The 24,159-nt window shown below is 26.4% G+C and carries 25 protein-coding genes; 7 read left to right on the plus strand and 18 right to left on the minus strand.

Annotated elements, in window-relative coordinates; translation table 11 throughout:
* Nucleotides 1-227: 227 nt before the first annotated feature.
* Nucleotides 228-533 carry a hypothetical protein gene (locus tag I2A75_RS09425; protein ID WP_195264221.1) on the minus strand — a complete coding sequence of 102 codons (306 nt, stop codon included), beginning with the start codon at nucleotides 531-533 and terminating at the stop codon, nucleotides 228-230.
* Between the two features lie 259 nt (nucleotides 534-792).
* On the opposite strand from I2A75_RS09425, the gene speD reads away from it, so the two are divergent.
* From speD to I2A75_RS09440, 3 genes are all read left to right on the plus strand, one after another.
* Nucleotides 793-1,206 carry an adenosylmethionine decarboxylase gene (gene speD, locus I2A75_RS09430; protein ID WP_347707764.1) on the plus strand — a complete coding sequence of 138 codons (414 nt, stop codon included), beginning with the start codon at nucleotides 793-795 and terminating at the stop codon, nucleotides 1,204-1,206.
* A gap of 9 nt (nucleotides 1,207-1,215) precedes the next feature.
* Nucleotides 1,216-2,061, plus strand: coding sequence for a polyamine aminopropyltransferase (speE, locus tag I2A75_RS09435; protein WP_195264248.1), 846 nt, complete (start codon nucleotides 1,216-1,218; stop codon nucleotides 2,059-2,061).
* A 190-nt stretch (nucleotides 2,062-2,251) separates the two neighbouring features.
* Entirely contained in the window at nucleotides 2,252-3,394 is a 1,143-nt protein-coding gene (locus I2A75_RS09440) for a hypothetical protein (RefSeq protein WP_195264223.1), read from the plus strand.
* 58 nt (nucleotides 3,395-3,452) lie between these two features.
* Here the strand turns inward: I2A75_RS09440 and I2A75_RS09445 are convergent, their stop codons facing one another.
* The 4 genes from I2A75_RS09445 to I2A75_RS09460 all read right to left on the minus strand — a co-directional run bounded on the left by I2A75_RS09445 (nucleotide 3,453) and on the right by I2A75_RS09460 (nucleotide 9,257).
* On the minus strand, nucleotides 3,453-5,180 hold the full coding sequence (locus I2A75_RS09445; protein ID WP_195264224.1) for a methyl-accepting chemotaxis protein: 1,728 nt from the start codon (nucleotides 5,178-5,180) through the stop codon (nucleotides 3,453-3,455).
* A gap of 179 nt (nucleotides 5,181-5,359) precedes the next feature.
* Complete coding sequence (gene nrdG, locus I2A75_RS09450; protein ID WP_195264225.1) at nucleotides 5,360-5,860, minus strand: anaerobic ribonucleoside-triphosphate reductase activating protein; 501 nt, start codon at nucleotides 5,858-5,860, stop codon at nucleotides 5,360-5,362.
* Nucleotides 5,861-5,874: 14 nt separating this feature from the next.
* On the minus strand, nucleotides 5,875-7,995 hold the full coding sequence (gene nrdD / locus I2A75_RS09455) for an anaerobic ribonucleoside-triphosphate reductase (protein WP_195264226.1): 2,121 nt from the start codon (nucleotides 7,993-7,995) through the stop codon (nucleotides 5,875-5,877).
* Nucleotides 7,996-8,342: 347 nt separating this feature from the next.
* Nucleotides 8,343-9,257, minus strand: a complete 915-nt coding sequence (locus tag I2A75_RS09460; protein ID WP_195264227.1) for a M15 family metallopeptidase — start codon at nucleotides 9,255-9,257, stop codon at nucleotides 8,343-8,345.
* A 140-nt stretch (nucleotides 9,258-9,397) separates the two neighbouring features.
* On the opposite strand from I2A75_RS09460, the gene I2A75_RS09465 reads away from it, so the two are divergent.
* Nucleotides 9,398-10,708 (plus strand): aspartate kinase, encoded by a 1,311-nt coding sequence (locus I2A75_RS09465; protein WP_195264228.1) that lies wholly within the window; start codon nucleotides 9,398-9,400, stop codon nucleotides 10,706-10,708.
* A 74-nt stretch (nucleotides 10,709-10,782) separates the two neighbouring features.
* Here I2A75_RS09465 and I2A75_RS09470 read toward each other — a convergent pair whose 3' ends face one another.
* Nucleotides 10,783-11,289: a hypothetical protein gene (locus tag I2A75_RS09470; protein WP_195264229.1), complete on the minus strand. Its 507-nt coding sequence runs from the start codon at nucleotides 11,287-11,289 to the stop codon at nucleotides 10,783-10,785.
* 234 nt (nucleotides 11,290-11,523) lie between these two features.
* A complete protein-coding gene (locus tag I2A75_RS09475; RefSeq protein WP_195264230.1) occupies nucleotides 11,524-12,000 on the minus strand; it encodes a cupin domain-containing protein in 477 nt (158 codons plus the stop codon).
* Between the two features lie 366 nt (nucleotides 12,001-12,366).
* Here I2A75_RS09475 and I2A75_RS09480 point away from each other — a divergent pair, with 366 nt between their 5' ends.
* Nucleotides 12,367-13,293 carry a TraB/GumN family protein gene (locus I2A75_RS09480; protein WP_195264231.1) on the plus strand — a complete coding sequence of 309 codons (927 nt, stop codon included), beginning with the start codon at nucleotides 12,367-12,369 and terminating at the stop codon, nucleotides 13,291-13,293.
* Between the two features lie 26 nt (nucleotides 13,294-13,319).
* Nucleotides 13,320-13,508: a DUF4177 domain-containing protein gene (locus I2A75_RS09485; RefSeq protein ID WP_195264232.1), complete on the plus strand. Its 189-nt coding sequence runs from the start codon at nucleotides 13,320-13,322 to the stop codon at nucleotides 13,506-13,508.
* Nucleotides 13,509-13,615: 107 nt separating this feature from the next.
* On the opposite strand, the gene I2A75_RS09490 is transcribed toward I2A75_RS09485, so the two are convergent.
* The 5 genes from I2A75_RS09490 to I2A75_RS09510 all read right to left on the minus strand — a co-directional run bounded on the left by I2A75_RS09490 (nucleotide 13,616) and on the right by I2A75_RS09510 (nucleotide 16,131).
* Complete coding sequence (locus tag I2A75_RS09490) at nucleotides 13,616-14,407, minus strand: lipid II flippase Amj family protein (protein ID WP_195264233.1); 792 nt, start codon at nucleotides 14,405-14,407, stop codon at nucleotides 13,616-13,618.
* A 292-nt stretch (nucleotides 14,408-14,699) separates the two neighbouring features.
* Nucleotides 14,700-15,173, minus strand: coding sequence for a signal peptidase I (lepB, locus tag I2A75_RS09495; RefSeq protein WP_243242125.1), 474 nt, complete (start codon nucleotides 15,171-15,173; stop codon nucleotides 14,700-14,702).
* Between the two features lie 155 nt (nucleotides 15,174-15,328).
* Nucleotides 15,329-15,517, minus strand: a complete 189-nt coding sequence (locus I2A75_RS09500) for a hypothetical protein (protein WP_195264234.1) — start codon at nucleotides 15,515-15,517, stop codon at nucleotides 15,329-15,331.
* 131 nt (nucleotides 15,518-15,648) lie between these two features.
* Nucleotides 15,649-15,822: a hypothetical protein gene (locus I2A75_RS09505; protein ID WP_195264235.1), complete on the minus strand. Its 174-nt coding sequence runs from the start codon at nucleotides 15,820-15,822 to the stop codon at nucleotides 15,649-15,651.
* Between the two features lie 30 nt (nucleotides 15,823-15,852).
* The gene (locus I2A75_RS09510; RefSeq protein ID WP_195264236.1) at nucleotides 15,853-16,131 is read right to left on the minus strand and encodes a hypothetical protein; all 279 of its coding nucleotides are present in this window, start codon (nucleotides 16,129-16,131) and stop codon (nucleotides 15,853-15,855) included.
* Between the two features lie 410 nt (nucleotides 16,132-16,541).
* Here I2A75_RS09510 and I2A75_RS09515 point away from each other — a divergent pair, with 410 nt between their 5' ends.
* On the plus strand, nucleotides 16,542-18,008 hold the full coding sequence (locus I2A75_RS09515; RefSeq protein WP_195264237.1) for an SPFH domain-containing protein: 1,467 nt from the start codon (nucleotides 16,542-16,544) through the stop codon (nucleotides 18,006-18,008).
* 120 nt (nucleotides 18,009-18,128) lie between these two features.
* Here the strand turns inward: I2A75_RS09515 and I2A75_RS09520 are convergent, their stop codons facing one another.
* From I2A75_RS09520 to pepT, 6 genes are all read right to left on the minus strand, one after another.
* Nucleotides 18,129-19,274, minus strand: a complete 1,146-nt coding sequence (locus I2A75_RS09520; protein ID WP_195264238.1) for an ABC transporter permease — start codon at nucleotides 19,272-19,274, stop codon at nucleotides 18,129-18,131.
* Complete coding sequence (locus I2A75_RS09525; RefSeq protein WP_195264239.1) at nucleotides 19,249-20,412, minus strand: ABC transporter permease; 1,164 nt, start codon at nucleotides 20,410-20,412, stop codon at nucleotides 19,249-19,251. The genes I2A75_RS09520 and I2A75_RS09525 overlap by 26 nt, the downstream gene beginning before the upstream one ends.
* 11 nt (nucleotides 20,413-20,423) lie before the next feature.
* Entirely contained in the window at nucleotides 20,424-21,359 is a 936-nt protein-coding gene (locus I2A75_RS09530) for an ATP-binding cassette domain-containing protein (RefSeq protein WP_195264240.1), read from the minus strand.
* A 251-nt stretch (nucleotides 21,360-21,610) separates the two neighbouring features.
* Entirely contained in the window at nucleotides 21,611-22,033 is a 423-nt protein-coding gene (locus I2A75_RS09535; protein ID WP_195264241.1) for a response regulator transcription factor, read from the minus strand.
* Nucleotides 22,034-22,050: 17 nt separating this feature from the next.
* Complete coding sequence (locus I2A75_RS09540; RefSeq protein WP_195264242.1) at nucleotides 22,051-22,218, minus strand: hypothetical protein; 168 nt, start codon at nucleotides 22,216-22,218, stop codon at nucleotides 22,051-22,053.
* A gap of 623 nt (nucleotides 22,219-22,841) precedes the next feature.
* Complete coding sequence (pepT, locus tag I2A75_RS09545; RefSeq protein ID WP_279325036.1) at nucleotides 22,842-24,074, minus strand: peptidase T; 1,233 nt, start codon at nucleotides 24,072-24,074, stop codon at nucleotides 22,842-22,844.
* Nucleotides 24,075-24,159 lie beyond the last annotated feature (85 nt).

Genomic DNA, 24,159 nt, shown 5'->3' on the forward strand with positions numbered 1-24,159 from the left:
TTAAGCCTTTTAAATCTTCATCTGTTAACTTTAAAGTTACAGTTGCAACTCCATCTTTAAAGCTATGAACTGTAACTATTTCTTCGCCATTCTTAATCAATAAGTTAAATTCAAATACTTTTTTAACTCCTTTAATTCCAGCTGTAATAGTTGCATCTTCTTTAACCTTCATTTCAAAAATTAATTTTCATTGTTATTGTCTTAGTTGCTTGTCCAGCCTACCATTATCAGGTATACCAAGGTAAGTCAATGGTTCCTTGTGTAGGCTCAATATTAAGTTTAAATTCATTCATACCTGCCTTTAATTTTATTCCTTCTACATATACATTTCCGTACTCGTCCATATCCCCAGGATATAATTTATTAATATCTTCATCATTTATTGTAAACCCTACTCCATATGGCACTGTAGCTTTTAATGTAAATTCCTTTTTATCAGTTTCATATTCTATACTATCTCCATAAGATATTCTTGGCATAGAAACCATCCTAGGCATATCTACCCAACGAAGTACATAATCATCTATAATCATTGAATTTCCACCTTGATTCTTAACAGTTAACCTTCATATTTTAACTTTAATTCGCATTTAATTAACACAAAAATATTAATTGACAACATTTCCCCCTATTGCTAAAATGATATAGTTAGTATAGTTTAACTCTAAGTTTACTATTACTAAACTTTTATGTGTTTTTAGGAGGTTTCATGAGTGAAGCATTTTTGCTAATTAAATATTTATCTATTGGATGGAACTAAAATTTTAAATTTATGGAGGGATTTTTATGAAAATTGAACAATTAGGAAGACATATTTTAGTGGAGTACTATAACTGTGACAAGGAGATTTTAAAAGATCATGCTATCATTGAAGAGCATATGAAAGAAGCTGCTATCGTATCTAATGCAACAATAGTCACAAGCTGTTTCCACAAATTTAATCCCTGGGGAGTAAGCGGTGCTGTTATAATCCAGGAATCTCATCTTACAATTCATACATGGCCTGAATATGGTTATGCATCAGTAGATCTATTCACTTGCGGTGATACTGTTAATCCTTGGCTTGCATTTAAATATCTTGAGGATGCATTAAAATCTGAAAGAAGTGAGTCTACTGAAGTTGCAAGAGGTTTAGTTGACAAGGTTAAAACCTTTTCTAACGGAGCATATGATAATATTCAAGTAAAGCATAAAATGGAGGTTTAAGATATGGATATGGAATTATGGTACACTGAAAATCAAACTCAAAACGTAAATTTTTCTATGAAAGTTAAAAATCACTTGTATTCTGAACAAAGTCCATTTCAAAAAATTGATATATTGGATACTTATGAATTTGGAAGAGTACTTGTAATTGATAACTGGACAATGGTTACTGAAAAAGATGAATTTATTTATCATGAAATGATAACTCATGTGGCTATGGCTACTAATAAAAATATTAAAAATATTTTAGTAATAGGAGCTGGAGATGGCGGTACCGTTAGAGAATTAACTAGATATAAAACTGTTGAAAATATAGATATGGTTGAAATAGATGAGGCAGTTGTTAGAGCATCAAAAGAATTTTTACCTTTTACATCAAATAAGCTAGATGATAAAAGAGTAAACTTATTTTTTGAAGATGGAATTAAATTCGTTAAAGGTAAACAAAATTTATATGATTTAATTATAGTAGATTCTACTGATCCAATAGGACCTGGAGAAGGCTTATTTACTACTGAATTTTATAAAGATTGTTTCTCTGCATTAACAGAAAAGGGAATTCTTATAAATCAATGTGAAAGTCCTTATTACCCACATAATGCAAGAGAGATGAAAAGATCATTTAGCAAGCTAAAAAGTATCTTCGATATATGTGAAGCATATCAATATCATATGCCTACATATGCTTCGGGGCATTGGATGTTTTGCTTTGCTTCTAAAGAACTACATCCGTTAAATGATTTTGATGCAAATCACTGGAACTCATTAGGCTTAGTTACAAAATACTATAATACAAACTTACATAAGGGAGCTTTTATGATTCCAAATTATGTTAAAGAAATCTTAAATGATTAATTAATACAGTGCCAATAGGATTTTAAATCTTATTGGCTATTTTTTCATATATTAGAATAAGTATTTAAACAATATAACAGAATATATAAATCTCTATAATACTCTTTTGTATCTTCCATATAAAATATATGCACCTTGTGATATATATTTTTATATCATAATACTATAACAATTATTCTAAGAGGTTTTAATGTACGGAAAATCTACAAGTTCACAAACTAAAAATCTTTCCCTAACAGTATATAATAATACAGCTTTAATAAATGAAACTAGAGAAATTCCCAAATACAAATCTGATCCTAATCCTTATATTACTATTGAATACTTTGATATAAGTAAGTATATAGATGAAACATCTGTTATAATTACAGGCATTGATGATTTCATAATGATATTTAATTATCTTTGTTGCAATAATAAAAATCCTAATCCATCTCCATGTGATACTTGTGAAAACTTAATACCTAATTCAATTTTGATTAAAGGAAACAGTATTGATTCAAAAGAAATAAAAGCATATTATTTAACTGATAATATTAGATGGTCTAGTAGTTATACAATAATTTTATATGAAAAAACATTAGAAATTCACTCTTGGTTCAATCTTATAAACAAATCTGGTATAGATTACAATAATGCTACTTTAAAAGTTATAGCCGGTGATGTGAATTTAGCCTATAAGAATTTATATATCTCTAACACTCCTATTCAATCTACCAAATTAGAAAGCAGTACTCCTATTACTGATATAGAAATCGCTGATTACTATATTTATACAGTACCAGGTAAATATAATTTCCTTAATAATACAATAAAAAGAATAAAAAACTTTTATAAAAATGGAATTATATATAGTAAACTCTATGATTTTGGATACGAATCTATAAATGCTAATATAATAATTAAGTTTCAAAATACAGCTGAAAACAATTTAGGTTTCCCATTTCCATCTGGTAATATAAATTCTTATACTCGTTTTGATGGTAATTTAGAATTTGTAGGTGGTAGCACCATTAAAGATATAGCTAAAGATAGAGAAGTTTCATATATAATGGGAAAAGCATTCGATGTTACTTCTCAAAGAAAAATAATTACTTATCAGAAATACAAAGATTATATTCTTAAAGAAGTTCAATATATAATTACTAATACCAAAGATGAATCTATTCCTATAAAGATATGTGAACCTATATTTGCACCTTGGGAAATGAATTTTGCTACTGATAGATATCAAACTGATAAAAATGGAAATCCATGTTTTCAAAGCATAATTGAACCAAATTCAAAAAAAGAAATATTGTTTAGTTACAAATATGATGTTACATCTAGTTAGTACTTAAGCAAGGTATTATTAAATATAGATTTATTTAATAACACCTTGCTTGTTTATCCTACTCTCTTATTTTAAATACATCTATAGATTCCTTTAATTTTTTTGAACTATCCATTGCATTATTAGAATTAATTATAGTTTTATCTGACTTATTACTTGCATCTACAATTTTATTAGCAATGTTAGTAATTCCACTACTTCCTTCTGCTGTTGCTTTAGATACACCATTCATAATATCAGAAATCTCTTTAATAGAAATTAATAAATCATTAGAAATTTTATCAAACTCATTTACTATATTATCTATTAATATCCCATCATCTTTATATGTTTCTGTTACTCGTATCATATTAGAAAATTCATTTTGTAAATCCTTATCCATAAAACTAATTAAACTATTTGAACTATCTATAAGACTGCTAACTGCTGTAGATATATCATTTCCTGTCTCCTTTATCTTTATAACAGAGTCTTTTGAAGCTTCTGCAAGCTTTCTTATTTCCTCAGCCACCACTGCAAATCCTCTTCCTGATTCTCCTGCTCTTGCAGCTTCTATTGAAGCATTTAAAGCTAGAAGATTAGTTTGCTCTGTTATCTCTATAATTATTTCTGACAATTCATATATCTTATTAATTACTTTAGTTTGTTCTATCGCACCTTTCAATGTTGCTTTAGTACTTTCTAAAATTTCATTTGTATTGTTAAGCCCTAAATTAACAGAATTTTTATTATCTACTGCTCTCTTGCTTATTTCTCCTGCAATCTTTGATCCATCTTTTGCTTTATTTGCTATTGATTCAGCAGATATTTCTATAGATTCAATTGAATGATTCATTTCTTGAGTGGAAGCAGCTGTTTCTTCCATAATTGCCGTTACTTCTTCTGAAGTAGCTGCCATATTTTCTAAGCTAATATTTAAATCATATATATTTGAATTAATATTCTTAATAGAATATTCTGTATTTTTTGATTCTATTTTAACATTTTCTAATAAAGTACTAAGTGAATTTTGAATTATGGTTATATACTTTAATATAATTCCAAGTTCATCTTTTCTATTTAAAGCTTTTTTATCTATTTCCCTTGAGAAATCTCCCTTTGAAATTATCTCCATTTCATTTACAGCTATCTTCAAAGGCTTAACAATATTTCTTGTTATAAGTGCTGCTGCAATAATTCCAGTAATTAATACCAGTATTATACTTGTAATCAATAATGAAATTAATTTTTTTATAGCCTGCTCATTTTCAATTTTTATACTTTCTGCTATAGTATTGCTATAATTAGCAAGCTTGTTTAATTCATATCTAAATCCTTCACCAAAATCAAGTTCAACTAATTCAAGTTGTTTTTTAGCCTCACCTCCATTACCTGAAATAGCTAAATTAATGATTTCATTTTGCTTCTCTCTATAAGATTTCAATTTAGTCTCAATTCCGATTATTTCCTTACTTGTATGCTCATCAATATATATATTTTTATAATTACTAAAATTTTTATCAAAGCTTTCTTGGCTCTTAATTGCTTTTTCTTTTTCCTCTTCTTGAAGATTCTTATTACCAACATTTAAAATAATTTTATAAATACTTGTTTCAATGCTACGTTCTTCATTTATGCTATTATTCAATTTTAATACAGATGAAAAATTCTCATTATACATCTTTTGCATTCTTTCGTCAGCTTTATTGAGTTGGAATACTCCTATTCCTCCTATAAAAAGCATCATTAAAGTTAAAGTAGTTGTTAGGATAAATATTTTTACTCTAACTTTTAAATTTTTAATCATATATCCACCCCTCTTATAATTAAATTTATGTACAATTTAATTATCTATTATAATATCTACTCAGTCAAAATATTCCTTAAAATTGTCAAAACTTTATAATAATTGTCAAAATACTTTATAAAAAACAAGAAAAGCACTTTGTAAATAATTCATTTACGAAGTGCTTTTAATATTAATATTTATAGTTGTATCTCTATTACTTCATTTTTTTCAAGACTTTTTAAAACATCTATTACCCTTTGATTGCTTGATCCTCTATACTTTAAGGATATATTTCTTTTATCTATTTCAAATCTGCCATCTATAAGTACATCTACTGAAGATAATATAGATAATCTATTTTCATTTTTTATTATATCCTCATATAAGTAACCAGACCATAACCAAATACTTTTTTTAGTTTCTTCTTTTATTCTTTTTAATAAATTTAATAAATCTTTATCTTGTATTTGGTCCATAGGCTCTCCACCCAAAATATTAACGCCCTTTACATTTGGATTTTTAACATATTCTATAAATTCTTCTTCCGTTTCTTTTGTCCACTTATCACCATAATTGAAATCTTGTAAATCTTTATTAAAACAACCCTCACAATTATTAGTACATCCACTTACAAATAATGTAGTTCTTATACCTGGTCCATTACTAACATCAAATTTTCTTATTTTAGAATAATTCATTTAGAAAACCTTCCTTATAAATGTAATACTCTATCTCCAATTTCAGCAGTTCTACCTTTATTCCAATAATTAGTTCCTATATAACCACAAGTCCTTCTCATTACTTGCATTTCCGCTTCTTCCTTATTTCCACAAGATGGACAGAACCATTCTAAATTATCATCTAATTTAATTTCACCAGTATATCCACATTTATAGCATATATCTGGTTTAGTATTTATTTCTGCATATTGTATATTATGATATATAAAGTTTATGATTTGCTCAATTGCATCTAAATTTTTGCTCATATCAGGAACTTCTATATAAGAAATACAACCACCTAAACTTATGTTATGGAATTGAGATTCAAATTTTAATTTACTAAATGCATCTATTTCTTCACAAACATGAACATGATAAGAGTTAGTATAGTATAACTTATCTGTTACATTTGGAATAACCCCAAATCTATTTCTATCTAGCTTACAAAATCTATATATTAAATTTTCTGCTGGAGTACCATATAAACTAAAACCTAATCCAGTTTCATCTTTCCACTTCTGGCACGCTTCATTCATATGATTCATTACATCTAAAGCAAATTTTTCTCCCTCTTCACTTGTATGACTTACTCCAAGCATTGATTGAACCATTTCATGTATTCCTACATAACCTAATGACAATGTTGAATATCCATCTTTTAACAACTTATCTATTTTTTCTTCTTTTTCTAACCTTGCTATTGCACCATGTTGCCAATGTATAGGCGAAACATCTGAAAGTGTTTCAAGAAGCATATTATGTCTTGTTAAAAGAGCTTCCTTACAAAGTTCTAATCTTTGATTTAACATATCCCAGAATAATTCCATATCCCCATCTGCAATTATGCCTATTTGAGGTAAGTTTAAACTAATTACCCCTTGATTGAATCTTCCATACCATTTATAGTTACCTTCTTCATCCTTCCAAGGTGAAAGATGTGATCTACATCCCATTGGTGGAAAAGTATTTCCTTCATAATTCATTCTCATCATCTTTGCTGATTGATAATCTGGAACTAATCTTTTTGCTGTACACTTTGCAGCCAATTTAGTTATATAATCATATTTCCCACCTTCAAGGCAATTATGATCATCTAATAAATAAACAAGTTTTGGGAAAGCCTCTCCTATTTCTTGTCCCTTATAATTTTTCATACCTTCTAATCTTTGCTTTATCATTTCCTCACAAATTAAGGCCATTTCTTCCTCATACTCATTACCTTCCTCAATCTCTAGGTAAATTGTACTGAAAGGAGCTTGACCATTTGTAGTTTGCAATGTTGATAATTGATATCTTATAGTTTGAACTCCATCTCTTAATTCCTTAAGCTTCATATCTTTAGCTAACTCTCTTGCAAGTTCTTCATTATTATATTTTTCTAAATACATCTTATAAGTTTTTTCTTCAGTTATCCTTAAAAATTTTGCAAGATGTTTTATTGTTATACTTTGTCCACCATATTGATTACTTGCAACTTGAGCCATTATTTGAGTAGTAACAGTACAAGCTGTACTAAAAGATTTAGGCGTTTCTACAAGCTTATCATTTATCACTGTTCCATTATTTAGCATGTCTTCCAAATTAATTAAACAACAATTAAATATATTTGAAAGAGTATAATCCATATCATGCCAATGTATTACTCCTTCATCATGCGCTTGAACTATATGGGTTGGAATAAGCCTTCTTCTAGATATATCTTTTGAAACTTCTCCTGCAATTAAATCTCTTTGTGTTGCTGCTATGACTGAATTTTTATTTGAATTTTCCTTTATAACATCCTCATTAGTTTTATTTAAAAGACTTAGTATACTTTCATCCGTTGTATTTGTATTTCTCTTAAACTCTTGTACTGCTCTATATCCTTCATAGGACTTAGCTGTTACAATTTGTCCGTAGTGAACAAGTCTATCGTAAACATAAGATTCTATTTTATGTATAGTTGGAGTATCCCCTTGTTTTGAAAAATATTTTTCAGCATCATTTGCTATAAGCTTTGCTATATCTGCTAAATAAATACCACTTCCATTTTTCATTGCTTTAGAAATTGCAGCTCTTATTTTCCCCTTATCAAATTCAACTATACTTCCATCTCTTTTAATAACTTTCATTTAACCCATCTACTCCCCTTTAAAAGTTTTTGAAACCTTTATATTTTATCTTCTTTTAGCAACTCATTTTCTAATTATACAATAAAACATTTTTCATTGCATTTTTACAACATCTCATTTTATTAAACAATCCTTTCAAATTTTCGTTTATATCAAAATTACCTTTGTTTTATGTACATAATTGATATTTTTTTAATCACCCTTTGCTTTTGCATTTTAAATATAAATAGTCTTTTAATAATAACCCCTAGGTGCCATTAATAATGCTATTATTCGCATTTTATAAAAAATAAAATTTAAAAGCTATACTAAGTTAAACATTTACGTTAAATAGTATAGCTTTAATTTTATAATTTCTCATCAATTAAATTTATTTTATTTTGTGTTTCATCATTTATAGGCGCACCTTCATACCATTTATCATTATTTATCTTTGATGTCTCAGAAAAATATTTACTTTTTAATATTATTTCTGGTCTGTACTCAAAATGTAAGATATCAAAATGCTCCCATTTTCCTCCCCAAACGAATCCATTTTCTTCAAAGACTTTTACTAACTCCTTAGGATAGCCTTCTATTCTCTTGCTTCCTTTAGTTTTATCTACCCATTTCCAATAATCTGCATCATTTCTACTTAAATCTATGGCTATTCCATAAGCATGTGGGCTAAGCCTTCCAGTATCTTGGATAACCCTATAATTGTAACCTCCACTTATCGGGAAAATATAATTATTAACTTTATTATCTGTTTTGGATAGTTCTCTTGCTTCATTTAAAGCCTTTTTTAAAGACTCTCCTGCTTTAGCATTTTTATTAAACATTACATTACCACATGATGTTGAGAAAGAAGATAAATTCTTTTCTATTTGATTTTGATTGCTCCCATAAATACTATTAAGAAAAGAATATGCCCTTCCTCTACCTGGATCCATTCCATCTATAACTGTACTTATGCTCTCTAATGGATATATATCTTCTAAAGTATCTTGCAAATCTGCATTGGCTGTTTTCATATCTTTACATTTTTCCTTTTTATCGTCATATAAAACCTTTTTATCATTATTCAAAACCAAGTATATATAGTTATCTTCAGATACCTCAATATCCTTTATTTCTTCTGGATAAGCTAACATTAAAACTAGTAAATCACGCTTAGCATTATTTATATATGTATTATCTTCCATCCTCATTGCTTGTGGACTATATACTACTATATTAAATAGCACCAGCATACTATATATGATTATTGATTTCTTTTTCATATTTTCACCTACTTATAAATTTATATTTTTATTATTCCTAAAAAAAATAAACATACTCTAATAATTGATAATTTTTAATTTGAGATTTTTTTAAAATACTGTTAATATATAGTAAATACTTTTTTACAAGGGGGCAAAATATGAGTATTATAGTTTCTAAGTTTGGGGGAAGTTCTCTGGCTGATGCTAACCAATTTAAAAAGGTAAAGGATATTCTTTTATCTGATAATAAAAGAAAGTTTGTTATACCTTCTGCACCAGGAAAGAGAAACTCTAAAGATTTTAAAATCACAGACCTTTTATATCTTTGTCAAGCACACATTGAATCTAGTATTCCACTAGATGATGTATTTAATTTAATCTCTAATAGATATAAATCTATAGTTTATGAGCTTGATCTTTCATTAGATATAGATAGCTATTTAAGTGAAATAAAAAAAGATATAGAAAATGGAGCATCTAAGGAATATGCTGCAAGTAGGGGCGAATATCTAAATGGTATTATTCTTGCAAATTATTTAGATTTTAACTTTATAGATGCCAAAGATGTAATTATATTTAATAAGTATGGAAGCTTAGATACCGAGGCTACATATAAAGCATTGGAAGATACGCTTTCTAATTATGAAAAAGCTGTTATTCCGGGTTTTTATGGATGTGATCCAATAGGTAATATAGTGACATTTTCTAGAGGTGGTTCTGATATTACAGGAGCATTAGTTGCTGCAAGCATAAATGCTGATTTATATGAAAATTGGACAGATGTATCTGGTTTCTTGATGGCTGATCCTAAAATAGTTGAAAACCCAATGCAAATCAAGAAAATTACTTATAGAGAATTAAGAGAGCTTTCTTATATGGGTGCATCTGTATTACATGAAGAATCTGTTTTTCCTGTAAGAAATGCTGGAATACCTATTAATATAAAAAATACTAATCTTCCATCTGATTCAGGAACACTGATTGTTAAAGATATGGAACCTGATTATAATAATCCCATAAAAGGAATTGCTGGTAAAAAAGACTTTACTGTAATTTCAATTGAAAAGGCAATGATGAATTCGGAACTTGGATTTTGCAGAAAAGTTCTATCAATATTAGAACAAAATTGTGTTTCCTTTGAAAATATGCCTTCTGGTATAGATACTGTTTGTGTGGTTATATCTGATTCTCAGCTTAATAATAAAATAGATATTTTAGTTGATGAAATTAGAAGGACATGCAATCCTGATTCAATTGTAGTCCATCCTAATATGGCCCTTATTGCAACCGTTGGTAATGGTATGTCTTCAAATAAAGGAATTGCTGCTAAAATCTTTTCATCTTTAAGTAATTCTAATATTAATATAAGAATGATTGATCAAGGTTCTAGCGAAATAAATATTCTTATAGGCATAGAAAATGACGATTTTGAAAAAGGAATTAATTCTATTTATAAGGCATTTGTTTAGTTTATAAAATTAAAGGCAAATTGCTAGTACAATCTAACACTTTGCCTTTATTATAACTTATTCTAATTATTTCCCTAGCTGTTTATCGCAACTACATCTACTCCATTTTCATCTTTCCTTATACTTATGTCCATTTTTAAATTTCCGGTTGTTCGACTTCCAACTATTTTTATTCTATTAATTCCCTTCTTTACACTATATGTACTATCTCCTAATTGGGATTGCTCTAAAATATTTGTAATATTATTATCAGAATCAATTAAAACTACTTTAAACTTTCCTGATTCAATATTAGAATTATATTTAATATGGATTTCTGCATCATGATTAGAAATCACTTGCCAAATAGTATCCATCCCTGTAAATTTAAAATATATATCTGTGTTAGAATTTTCATTTATTCCTTTTTTATCTAAATAAGAATAATTATCATTTATTAATACTATCTTTGAATTATCATTATATATACATTTTTCATTATTCTCTAAATAAAATTTGTCTAAAAATCTATTTATCGTTATTCCTATTCCTGATACTATAATTATAGGTACAATAAAATAAAAGAGCCTTTTATTACTCATACTTCTCACTTCTCCAAATTTAGTAAACTTCGGAAAATATTATACCATATACTTTCATTTAATACATATATTATATGAAAGTAATAAAATATTTGCATATTATAACTTTATGTATCTCATTTCTAATTTCTTAGCACTGAATAAAGTATCTTATTAATTTGTAAAATTCCTACTTTTATCATATTATAAGAATTTCTATCATTTTCATAATATATGTAAATTTATTTAAACTAATTATTTCTCTCTAGTAAGTTTTAATATTACATCCTTATGCTCTGGATATAGATTTAAAAGATATTCCCTTTCAAATAATTCAAAATCTTCATATTCAAATGCTGGTGCAACCATACATCCAACTAAAGAAAACCCTTCGTTATTCATAGCTGAACCAAATATATATCCTTTTGGTACTAAAACTTGTGGTACTTCTCCATTTTCTATATTTACTCCAAGCTGTTTTGTTATAAGTTCTCCATTTTGACTTATCATATAAATAGTAAGTGCTTCCCCATCATGATAATACCATAATTCATCAGATTTTAACCTATGAAAATTTGATACCTCACCTGTTCTCAAAAGAAAATATATGCTACTCCATAAATTCTTATTTTCTCGCACCTTTTCTTCTGATAAAAATGATTCTTTAAAGTATCCTCCTTCTACGTGGGGTATCATTTCTAAATTTTTTATGTAGTATTCTGAATTCTTCATTATATCTCCTCCTTTATTTATTAACATTATATACCAAGCCCCCAAACATTACATTATAATCCTTTATTTATATAATTATTTTAAACTATTTTATTGAAAATAGAACTTTCTACTAATCTCAATTTTATTTCTAGATTATTTTTGTTAAATAAAGGAATACAATCACCTACTTTATTTCTAATCGTCTTCTTTCCTATATATATTCTTGTATTAATATTATCTTCCTAATATCCAAGTTTTCTAGCAATTTCTTTATTTATTATTTGTTTTATTAACAACAAATAATATTCTTAAAACATTTATACATTTTACTATTTATGGTAATATATATATTAAATGCAAATAATTATTAAGGAGATTCTAAATATGAAAGGTATTATTAAACTCAAAAATTTACTTTGTTTTTTTATTATTTCTTTTTTCATAACTACATTAGTATCATGTAATAATAAAACTATAGAAAAAGAAATCTCTAAAGGTTATATATGGGAAGCAACTGACGGAACTAATAGTATAAATTTAGTTGGCACTATACATCTTGGAAGCAATAATATTAATTTCTTAAATAATGACATAAAGAGAATAATTGATGAGACTGATGTTTTATCTGTAGAACTCGACTTATCACTTAAAGAAAATATAGATAAAGTTCAATCTTCTGGATATTTAAAAGATGGGGAAACTATAGAGAAATATTTATCTGAAGATGAAATAAATAAATTATATTCAATCTTAAATACATTAAGTCCTAATTTCAATATAAAGAAAATACAGACTTTAAACGCCTTTACATTAAATAGCGTATTAACAAATCTATGTTATGCTAAAGCAGGTATAATAGGAAATGGTTTAGATTTAATTATGATGAACCAAGTTAAATTGCGTAAAACAAATGGAGATAACATAAGAATTAATGAACTTGAAGGAGTTGATTCTCAACTTGAGACAATGTCTGAAATTTTTACTTGGGAATATCTAAAAGAATATCTAAATAATTATTCTAATTCTAATATTAGCGAAGAAGTAGATACAGCTAAAAATCTTTTTAATGCATATAAAAATGGAGATATTGGATATATTGAAGAATTAAATAATAAAATGAAAACTGATAATCCAGAATACTATAATATAATGCTTAAAAATAGAAATATTAATATGGCAAATAAAATAGATGAATTGGTTAAAGATGGTAAAAAACATACTGTTGCGGTTGGAGCTGCTCATTTTATCGGTGATGATAGCATTTTAAAATTTCTAGAAGAGAAGGGATATGAAATAACTAGAATAAATTAAAGATTGTGTATTGGAGGTTAATTTATATGTATGAATATAAATTCATAAGACTAGAGTTAAAAGGTTTTATAGAATCAAGACCAAAAGAAGACTATCACATGATAATAAATCAGCATGCAAAAGAAGGCTGGAGATTAGTACAAATTCTCACTCCACCAACTGGTGCTTATGGATCTGCCACTCATTTTGAATTAATATTCGAAAAACAAATTTAGTAAAATATTATTTAATGATAAAGCAAAATAAGAAAGATTAGCACTTATCTTTCTTATTTTGCTTTATTGCTTTAAATGTAAGCTTCATTTTTTCTTTAATATATTTATTATATAAAATTAGCTATTAAAGCAATTAAATATGAAGCTGGTACAAATATCATCAATGCTACAAAAGTACCTACCACTTTACTTCCTACCATTGCTATAACACAAGCTCTAAAATCCTCTTCACTACATGTACCCTCTACTACATCATCAGTCATAATAGATAAATGAGGATCAATAAAAATTGACGTAAGTATTGTTGCTGTTCCATTAATTACTGGTGACAAGGATAAGCAAGTCATTCTAAGATCTGGAGCTATGCTAGCTGCATATATTGGTGCAAAAGCGCCTGCTGTTATTATAGCTACAGAAATAAAATTATAAAATAAAATCCTTTTTGGAAGCCTTTTATAATTTATACTTGTTAAACTTTCTTTTACTGGAATTGCTATACTTTCCCTCATATATTTCACGCCATTTTTTGAAAAACTATGTATTATAAGTTTAGGAATAGACCTTTCTATCGAAAAATGATTTACTGCCTTACTAAACATTTGTTGAAATGTTGGTATTAAGAAGGCACCTACTATAGATGCAATTCCAGAAATTATAATTATCAAATTAAATATATTAAGTAAAGCTCCACTACTTGGGTCACTTTCTACAAACTTTGTTAATAATGGAGTTTGAAATGTTAATGCAGTTCTTGAAACAAGCATTAATACATTAAATACTGCAAATGTAACAGCTATTTTCCCTGTTCTAACCCCTACTAACCTAACTGAATACGCTAATGTTCCAATTAGTGAAATTATAAAGTTTAATACTAAAACAATTATAATCTGTTTATCCACCTTATATCACACCCTTTAATATTGTTTTTAAATGTATATTTTAAAATAGTTTACTATTTTTTTTAAGTTTGATTTATATTTTACTAATTTATAAATTTAGTAATGTTATTAAGATTAACTTATCATATATAGTAATCTTAATTATAACTAAATGTTTTTATAACTCAAACATATTTTAGAAACTATAATATATTCGTAATAATTAAGAAGTGAATAATATAGTAATACTATCCACTTCTTAACATTAATTATTAAATTTAAAAATATTTTAAGGTTAAATATATATCATATTTTATTCTATAACTCCAAATCTACTAACTGGTGATAATCTAAATATTGCTTTTCCTTCAACTTGATTAATATTTATAAGTCCAAAATTTCTACTATCCTTGCTTTTTTCTCTATTATCACCAAGAACAAATAAAGTATCATCTTCTACCTTAATTGGAAAATCTATATCTCTAATATATGTATTACCTTTAACATAAGTTTCATCTAGTATATTACCATTTATATATACATGCCCATCCTTTATATCTACTTCATCTCCTGGAATCCCTATTACTCTTTTAACTAGTCTTGTTCTAGTATCAGTATCATATCTTATTGAAGCCATCTCTTTTAAATATTTATAACTTTCTTCAAATACATTGCCTTTTTCTTCATTATCAAAGAATATTATAATATCTCCTCTTTCAGGCGTAGTAAAATTGTAGCTAATCTTATCAACTATAAGTTTTTCATCATTATATAATGTATTTTCCATTGATTCTTACTGAACTTTAGCACTTGCTAATACTTCCGTATTTACTAATACTACTATTATAATAGTTCCTAATATAGTTAAAATTGATCCTCTAATTTCCTTTATAATATTTTTATTATTCAAAGAAATCCCCCCTTACAACCTATCATTAATTCTTAAAACTCTTCAAATGCACTAGTAACTCCATATATAAGATCACTAAAAAATTCCTGCATTATATAAATAGCTAAAGCAATTACTATTGTTAATCCCAAATAAGTAATTAATTTTCTCATACTCTTTCTTCCAACTTTAATTAATACGAATCCCAAGAATAACGCTACTAACACTAAAACATTTACCATAATACTCTCCTAAAATATGATTTTCTTTTATTTATATTCGATATATAATTTTTTGTTACTTTTTATAGAGTTCTTAAGAGAATTTTTGTTTTCTATGTTTAGAAAACTCCTAATAAATACTTCTAGTAATTTTAATTATTTTTCATCCATTCATTTTCATTAATTCCCGCTTTAACTAAGTTTTTTATATTATTCTTAAACTCTTCACTACTATCTTTAATAGCATGTCTCACTGCTAAACGTATAGTAAAATATAATATTATGAAAAATAATACTATAGGAATTAAAGCTATAATTTCTACCATTTATATCACTCCTTTTATAAAATACTTTTACTAATATATAGATGATATCATCCTTAGAATCACACCTATATATATTAAAATTACAAACGAAAAAATAGTTATAGTTATTATAATCATATCAATTTTTTTATTTATTTTATATTTTCTTGATATAGTAAATGCTATTACCCCCAATAAAATTGATGATATCCATATTAGATATACATTTAACTTACCTAATAAATAAGAGTTATTTAACAGCAAAAATAATATCCATATATTTATTGAAATAATAATAGCTAAAATAATATATAATATTTCTTTTTTCATAATGATTTCTCCCTAAAGCTACTACTAATATCTACACTATATAAAACTAACTTTTCTTTTTTATCATAACAACAGACGCTGTTTATAAAATTTATCTTTTTATTTTAATAATTTCTACATTTAAATTTTCTTTAAAATGTAATTTATAAAATTTAAAATACGATAATGTAATAAATAAAACTACTAATAATATTTATCATGAAAAATATATAATCTTCATTTCAATTCATGTATTTTATTAAATTAATTTCACTTTATAATTCCCAATATTTTATACATATTATATCACAAAACATATTGATAATAGGAATTTTTTAACCTTATTTTTCTAAATATTTCATATTTTTAAAATTTTTATGGTAAAATATGAATGTAAGATAAATTTAATTTAATAAAAGGGGGAAATAATAATGAACATTTTTCTTGAAAAACTATTAAATGCTCTTCCAATAATAATTATTGTAGTTATAGTTTTAATAGTCTTTCTATCTTTTTGGAGAAGAGTTCCTGCTGATAAAGCAATGGTAATTACAGGTCTTCGAAAAAGAGTTTTACTTGGAAGAGGGGGATTAATGATTCCCGTACTAGAAACATCTTCTACTATTTCATTAGAAAACATATCAATGACAACAGATGTAAATGAAGCACCTGCAAAACAAGGTATATTTGTTAATATAGTTGGTACCGCAGTTGTAAAGGTTAAAAACGATAGCGAAAACGTATTAAAAGCAGTAGAACAATTTTGTAGTGGTGGAGAAAAAAACACAGTAAATGTAATAAAAACTATAGTTGAACAAATATTAGAAGGTAAATTAAGAGGTATTATTTCTACATTAACTGTCGAACAAATAAATGAAGATAGAGCTTCATTTGAACAACGAATTGAAGATGATATAAGAAATGAATTAGGTTCAATGGGTTTAGTTCTAATATCTTATACAATTTTAAAAATAAGTACTCAAGGTGGCTACTTAGAAAATAGAGCTAAGCCTCAAATAGCAGCAGCTAAATCAGAAGCTGATATAGCTGAAGCTGAAAGAAAAAGAGATACAGAAATTAAAACTGCTAGTGCAACAAGAGAAGGACAAAAAGCGAAGTTAGAAGCTGAAACTGAAATTGCACAAAGTGAAAGAGATAAAAAAATTAAACTTGAAGCATTTAGAGCTGAACAAGATAAAGCTAAAGCAAATGCTGACGTAGCTTATAAATTACAAGAAGTTGAAAATAATTCAATCCTAGCTGAACAGCAAGCTGAACTTGCTGAAAAAGAAGCTCTAGTTGTTGAAAAGAAATTAATAGCCGAAGTAAAGAAACCTGCTGATGCTAAAAAGTATGAAGTTGAAGTTGCTGCAGAAGCACATAAAATCCAAGCAATTAGACAAGCCGAAGCTGAAGCTGAGGCAATAAGAGTAAGAGCAATAGCCGAAGCTGATGCCAAGAAGATTCAGGCTCAAGCCGATGCAGAAGCTATAAGAGCTAAAGGATTGGCTGAAGCTGATGCCATTAAAGCTAAAGGTATTGCTGAAGCTGAAGCAAAAGATAGATTGGCAGAGGCTATGGCTAAATATGGAGAAGCTGCAATAGTTGAAATGGTAGTAAATAGATTACCAGACGTAATGAAAGAAGTTGCAAGTCCATTAGAGCAAATAGATAAATTAACTGTTATAGATAATGGTGGATCTCAAGGTGCATCAAAAGTTGCTAAAATTGTAACTGATGTTACTGCTAATGGCTTTGAGGTTTTAAAAGATATAACAGGAGTAGATTTAGCAAACCTGCTAAATAATTTTGTTAATAAAAAACCTAATACAACATCTAATTCTGAAAATATTGATCCAAAAGATACCGAAGAAAATATATCTGACATAGTAGAATAAATTTAAAATAAAATTACTACAAGAATTAAAAACTTGTAGTAATTTTTCTTTTTATTTATTTCTTTTATTATTACGAAGTAACTAATACTATTAATTTATCTACTATTAATTTATCTACTACTAATTTATCATAATAACCTTTTCTTCCTTAGAAGTCCTATAAATTCCAATAGTAAAGAAAGTCAATGCAAATAATAATATTATTGCTAGATATTTATAAATATCTGCTATAGTAGCTCCTTGTTGTATAGATACTATTGATTCCATAGCCCATCTAACTGGAGTAAAGTATGATATTTTTTCTATTATAGGTGGCATTATATCAATTGGAACAAAAGCTCCTCCAATCATCACCATTATCATATTAGCAAAATTAAATATATTCGATGCTTCTGTTCTATTTTTAGAGAAAGCCCTGCAACATACCCCTAAACTAATTGAAACTAATCCTAATAAAGCTAATATTATAAATAATTCGAAATTACCAACTCCAACTTCTATATTTAAAAATCTTATTCCCAAAACCCCAAATATTACTTGAATCAATATTGATATATATCCACTTATAACATCTGCTACATAATACTCATAGGTTTTTATAGGTGCCATAAATATTCTTGTGTATATATTTTCCTCTTTTTCATCAAATACTCTATAAGAAGATGCCATCCCTCTTATAAGCATAAACATTATAATAAATCCAACAAATATTTGACTAAAAGTATAATCCCCTTGTAAATCATTTAAACTTTCTTTTTGTATTTCTATATATGGTCTATCACTATAATTATTTAAAGATTTATAATATATATCTTTATTCCCTTCTGAAGCTATTAAAATATTATTTATATTAGCCATCTTCTCATTTATTAATTCTTTTATTACTTTACTAATATCATTATTTTCTATTGAAGTAACTTTAATTAAATTTGTATTTCCCTTTATTAAATCATCTTCGAAACCACTATCTATCTCTATTACAGTATTAATAGCATTTTCTGCAAATAAATTTTTTATATCTTCTTTTTTTATTTCTTTTACATCAAAACCATCATAGCTTTTAATTGAACTTAATATTAAATCACTAGTTATAGATTTATCATTATCTATTATTCCAATTTTTATATATCCAGAATTAAAGTTAATTATTTTTAGCATAATGAAAAGTATTATCACAGGTGCTATTAGTGATATGATAAATCCTACTGGCTTTTTTAATATTGATATCTTTAAATTATTTTTAATTAATACTAATATATTTTTCATTTATCCTATCACTCCTCTTCCCAACTATACAAATTATTGAAATTATAATTATCAAACTAACTGCTCCAATCAATAACCATCTAATTAAAGTAGTACTGTCTCCAGAGTAGATATATCTAAATATACTTATATTAAACCATCTTAATGGTGAAATACTTGTTACAATATTTAAAAGCCCTCCTAAATTATCATCAAGTGCAATGTATCCTCCACCTAAAAATGTTAATACTGGTATTATTACATTTTGTATTATTGTACCTGAAACTTCTTCCTCTTTAAAAATCATAGGAACTATAATCCCAATTCCTATTACTATAATTAAAAATGGTATCATTGCTAGTGGTACAATTAATAGATTTCTACCATAATTTATATCAAAAATAATATTACTTAATATATAGGTTATCATCAATGTTCCAAAAGAATAAATCAAGAACCCTAGAAATGAAGCGAAATAATATTTGCTTGTTGATATTCCTGATAAATTTATTCTATCTTTTATACTATTTTTTCTATCATTTTTAATATTATATAGTGGTAATGTTACAAAATAAAATATCATAAGCCCTATTTCTGCAACTCCATAATAATCCATTGAATCTGGCCTTTCATTATAAGCAATATTTTCTTCTTCTACAAAATTATTAACATATTCACTCTTTACAATTTCATTTGCTTTACCTGGATTTATACTATAAACCTCTGTTATTGTATTGTACCTGTCAGCAATACTATTTAGTAAACCATAAACAAAAGATGGATTTACCATTGATTGACTATTTGAATAAAACTCTATAGTATCTTGTTTTAGATGCAACAATATAGCTCTATTAACCTTTACTTCTTTTTTACCAACCTCAATATCATCAATTTCTTTTAAAGTTAGCTTTATATTATTTTTATCTTCAAATTCTATATTTTTAAAAGTATTGAAAACTTCTTTTATCTTCTCTGAACTATCATCTAAATAATATACAGCTACATCTTCTAAAACTACTTGATTATCTGTGCTGTTAAAATATGAGGATACCGTACTTCCAATTAACAATATTAAAAATAAAGGGAAAAATATCATAAATAAATGATTCTTTTTATCTCTTATGCAATTAATAATTACTGCTTTAATTATAGAAATCATACTTCTCCCTCCTAATCTCTCAGTTTTTTCCCGGTTAAAGATAAAAATACAGTTTCTAAAGTTATTTCCTTAAAGCCTAAATCAGTTATTTTTACATTTTGTTCTGATACTACTTTTATAATTTTATCAAGGTTATTTACATCTTTAGATGAAGTAATAATAAGATTATTTTCATCAATATTTATATCTAAAACTCCCTCAATATTTCGTAAAGCTTCTATATTCATTTTATAAATATCATCAAGTCCTATATTTAAAGTCCTTTTGTCACTTACCATATCCTTTAATTCTTCTTTACTACCTTCTACTATTATTTTTCCTTTATCAATAATAGCAATTTTAGAACATAGCGCTTCTGCTTCCTCCATATAGTGAGTTGTATAAACTATGGTTACTCCTTGTTTATTTAACTCCTTAACTGATTGCATTATGTGGTTCCTAGATTGTGGATCTATCCCAACTGTAGGCTCGTCCATAATTAATATTTTAGGGTTATGAATTATTGCACATGCAATATTTAATCGCCTTAACATTCCTCCTGAAAATTCTTTAGCTTTTTTATTTTTCACTTCCAAAAGCCCTGTAAATTCTAAAGATTTTTCTATACTCTCTTTAAGCTTATTTCCTCTTAATCCATATAATTCTCCAAAAAACTTGACATTTTCATAAGCAGTAAAATCACTATAAACTGCAATACTTTGTGGAACTAATCCTAAAAACTTTTTTATTTTTAAAGAATTTCTCTTAATATCTTCTCCTAAAATTTTGACTTCACCAGATGAAGGTCGTAAAAGAGAACAAACTATACTTATTGTAGTGCTTTTACCAGCTCCATTTGGACCTAAAATCCCATATATTTCTCCTTCTTCTATACTTAAATTAATATTATCAACTGCTATATTATCATCGTATTTTTTGACTAAATCCTTTATTTCTATAACTCCCATATAACCATCTCCTTTATATTCCTTAATAATATTATATAAAAAACCCCTCCTAGGAAATCTAGCAAAGGTCATCTTATATATATGACAAAAGTCATATATATATTTATATTTATTAATTTATTATAATTAAATCATGTATCTCAATAAATAACTTACATAATTAAATCTATTAGTATATTAAAGAATTACTATACTAATTTGAATAAAACGATAAATTTATAAGTATAATATATTTAATTTTTTATGCCCTATTAAGAAAAACATCTTATATAATAAATAGCAATTTGAGTTCTATGGGCCAATCCACTCTTCTGAAATATAGATGTTATATGATTCTTAACAGTTCCTTCTGATATATATAATAACCTTGAAATTTCTTTGTTATTTAATCCTTCTGATAATGCTTTAATAACCTCTAGCTCTCTTTCTGTAAAAATACTTTTATCCATATTACTTTTTTGAAATTCTTTTTTATTTAGGTTATTACTAAGCTTTATTAAAATCTCATCTTGAATAACGCAATTTCCATCATTAACCATTTCCGTAGTTTGAATTATTCTATCAGGTTTTGTATTTTTTAATAAATATCCTTTTGCACCATTTTTTATACCGTCTCTTATATATCTTTCCTTAATTAACGCATCATCATCTGCAATAACTAATTTTATACTCATTTTAACCTCTCTCCAAATTAATAAGGAATTAAAATTATAACTCCAAAGCCTTCTTCACTATTAAAAATTATTTTTCCTTCAACATTATTTATCTTATCCTCAATATTAGTAAGCCCTATTCCTTTATTTATAAACTTACATCCGTTACCATTATCCTTTACTTCTAATTTTATAATTTTTTTCATTACTTCTAATATAATTAAAATATTCCATAAAAATTTATATTTATAATATAAAAGCCCTCTTATAAAGCCAATTATTATATTAAGTAAAATATAAAAAACAACTGTTAAACTTAATTTATCTGATTCTATACTTGTCCATACAACCAATACACATAAAACTAATTTTAGTATTATAAAGAAATCGATAGTTTTTATTCTTACTCCCCCCCAATTGGTATTTATTTAATTAAAATCTATTTTCTTCATATAAAATTACTTATTTCCATGAATTCTTATATTTTTTATACAATCTAATGACCTGTATCAAAAAAATTTTGTTATTAACCGATAAAAAAGAAAATTTTAATTCAAACTTCCCATTTTGCATATATATAAATAATAGTTAAAAATTTCTATTTAAGTTTAAAAACGTCTTTAAGTAAGTAAATCCAATGGTTTAAAAGGGGCTCGCGAAACGCGAGCCCCTTTATAAAAACAAAAAAATTAACTTTTTTAAGACAATAAATCTTACTTGAAATTGAATAAATCTTGTAATAATTATATTTATGCGACTATACCCTAATAAAAATTTTATTAGGGTATTTTCATAAATTATATTAAAATATTTTACTTATAAATCTTAATTATTTACTGTATCTTTTTATTATATTAATTATAACCTCAACTGCCTTTTCCATTGATTCTATTGGAACATACTCATACTTTCCATGGAAGTTTTCTCCGCCTGCAAATATATTTGGAGTTGGTAATCCCATAAATGAAAGTCTTGCACCATCAGTACCGCCTCTTATTGGTCTAACATTTGGTACAACATTAGCTTCTATCATTGCTTCTTTTGCATTTTCTACTATATGCATAACAGGCTCAATTTTTTCTTTCATATTCTTATATTGATCCTTTATATTTACAACTACAGTTCCTTCTCCATATTTATCATTTAATTCTTTTTCTATAGATTTAAACTTTTCTTTTCTTGCTTCAAAAGAATCTGTAAAGAAATCTCTTACAATATAATTTAATGATGTATTTTCAACAGTTCCTTCTATATCTGCAAGATGTGAAAAACCTTCATATTTATCAGTTTTTTCTGGAACTTCATCTAAAGGAAGACTATTTATAAACTCATTAGCAACCATTATTGAATTCAACATCTTATTTTTAGCATAACCTGGATGAACATTAACTCCTTTTATTTGAACTTTTACTCCTGCAGCATTAAAGTTTTCATATTCAAGTTCTCCTATTCTTCCACCATCCATTGTATATGCAAAATCTGCACCAAATTCTTCAACATCAAAATGATCTGCACCTTCTCCAATTTCCTCATCAGGTGTAAATCCTACTTTTATAGTTCCATGTTCAATTTCTGGGTGATTTACTAAGTATTCCATTGCAGTCATAATTTCTGCAAGACCTGCTTTATCATCGGCACCTAAAAGTGTAGTTCCATCTGTAGTAATTAATGTTTTTCCTACATATTGTTTTAATTCAGGTGAAAATTTTGGAGATAATATTACTGAATCATTTAGCTTAATATCTTCGCCATCATAGTTTTCTACAATTCTAGGATTTACATTTTCTCCACTATAATCTGGAGCTGTATCCATATGAGCTATAAAGCCTATAATTGGTAAATCCTTATTACAGTTTTTTTCTAGTGTAGCATAAACATACCCATTTTCACTTATCTTTGCATCTTTTAGTCCTATTTCTTTTAACTCATTACATAGTTTTTCTGCTAAAGTTAATTGTCCTTTCGTACTTGGAGTTACTCTAGTTGTTTCATCTGATTTTGTATTTATTTTTACATATTCTAAAAATCTTTCTTCTACTCTTTTCATAACTTCACTCTCCATTCTTATATGTTAGTGTAAAGTTTTTTTACACTACTTCTCTTTTAAAATCTTTATATATCAAGGTTTCGCAAGTTTTTTGTATAAA

The sequence above is a fragment of the Clostridium sp. 1001275B_160808_H3 genome (genome assembly GCF_015550425.1).
In the GTDB taxonomy this organism is placed as follows: Bacteria; Bacillota; Clostridia; order Clostridiales; family Clostridiaceae; genus Clostridium.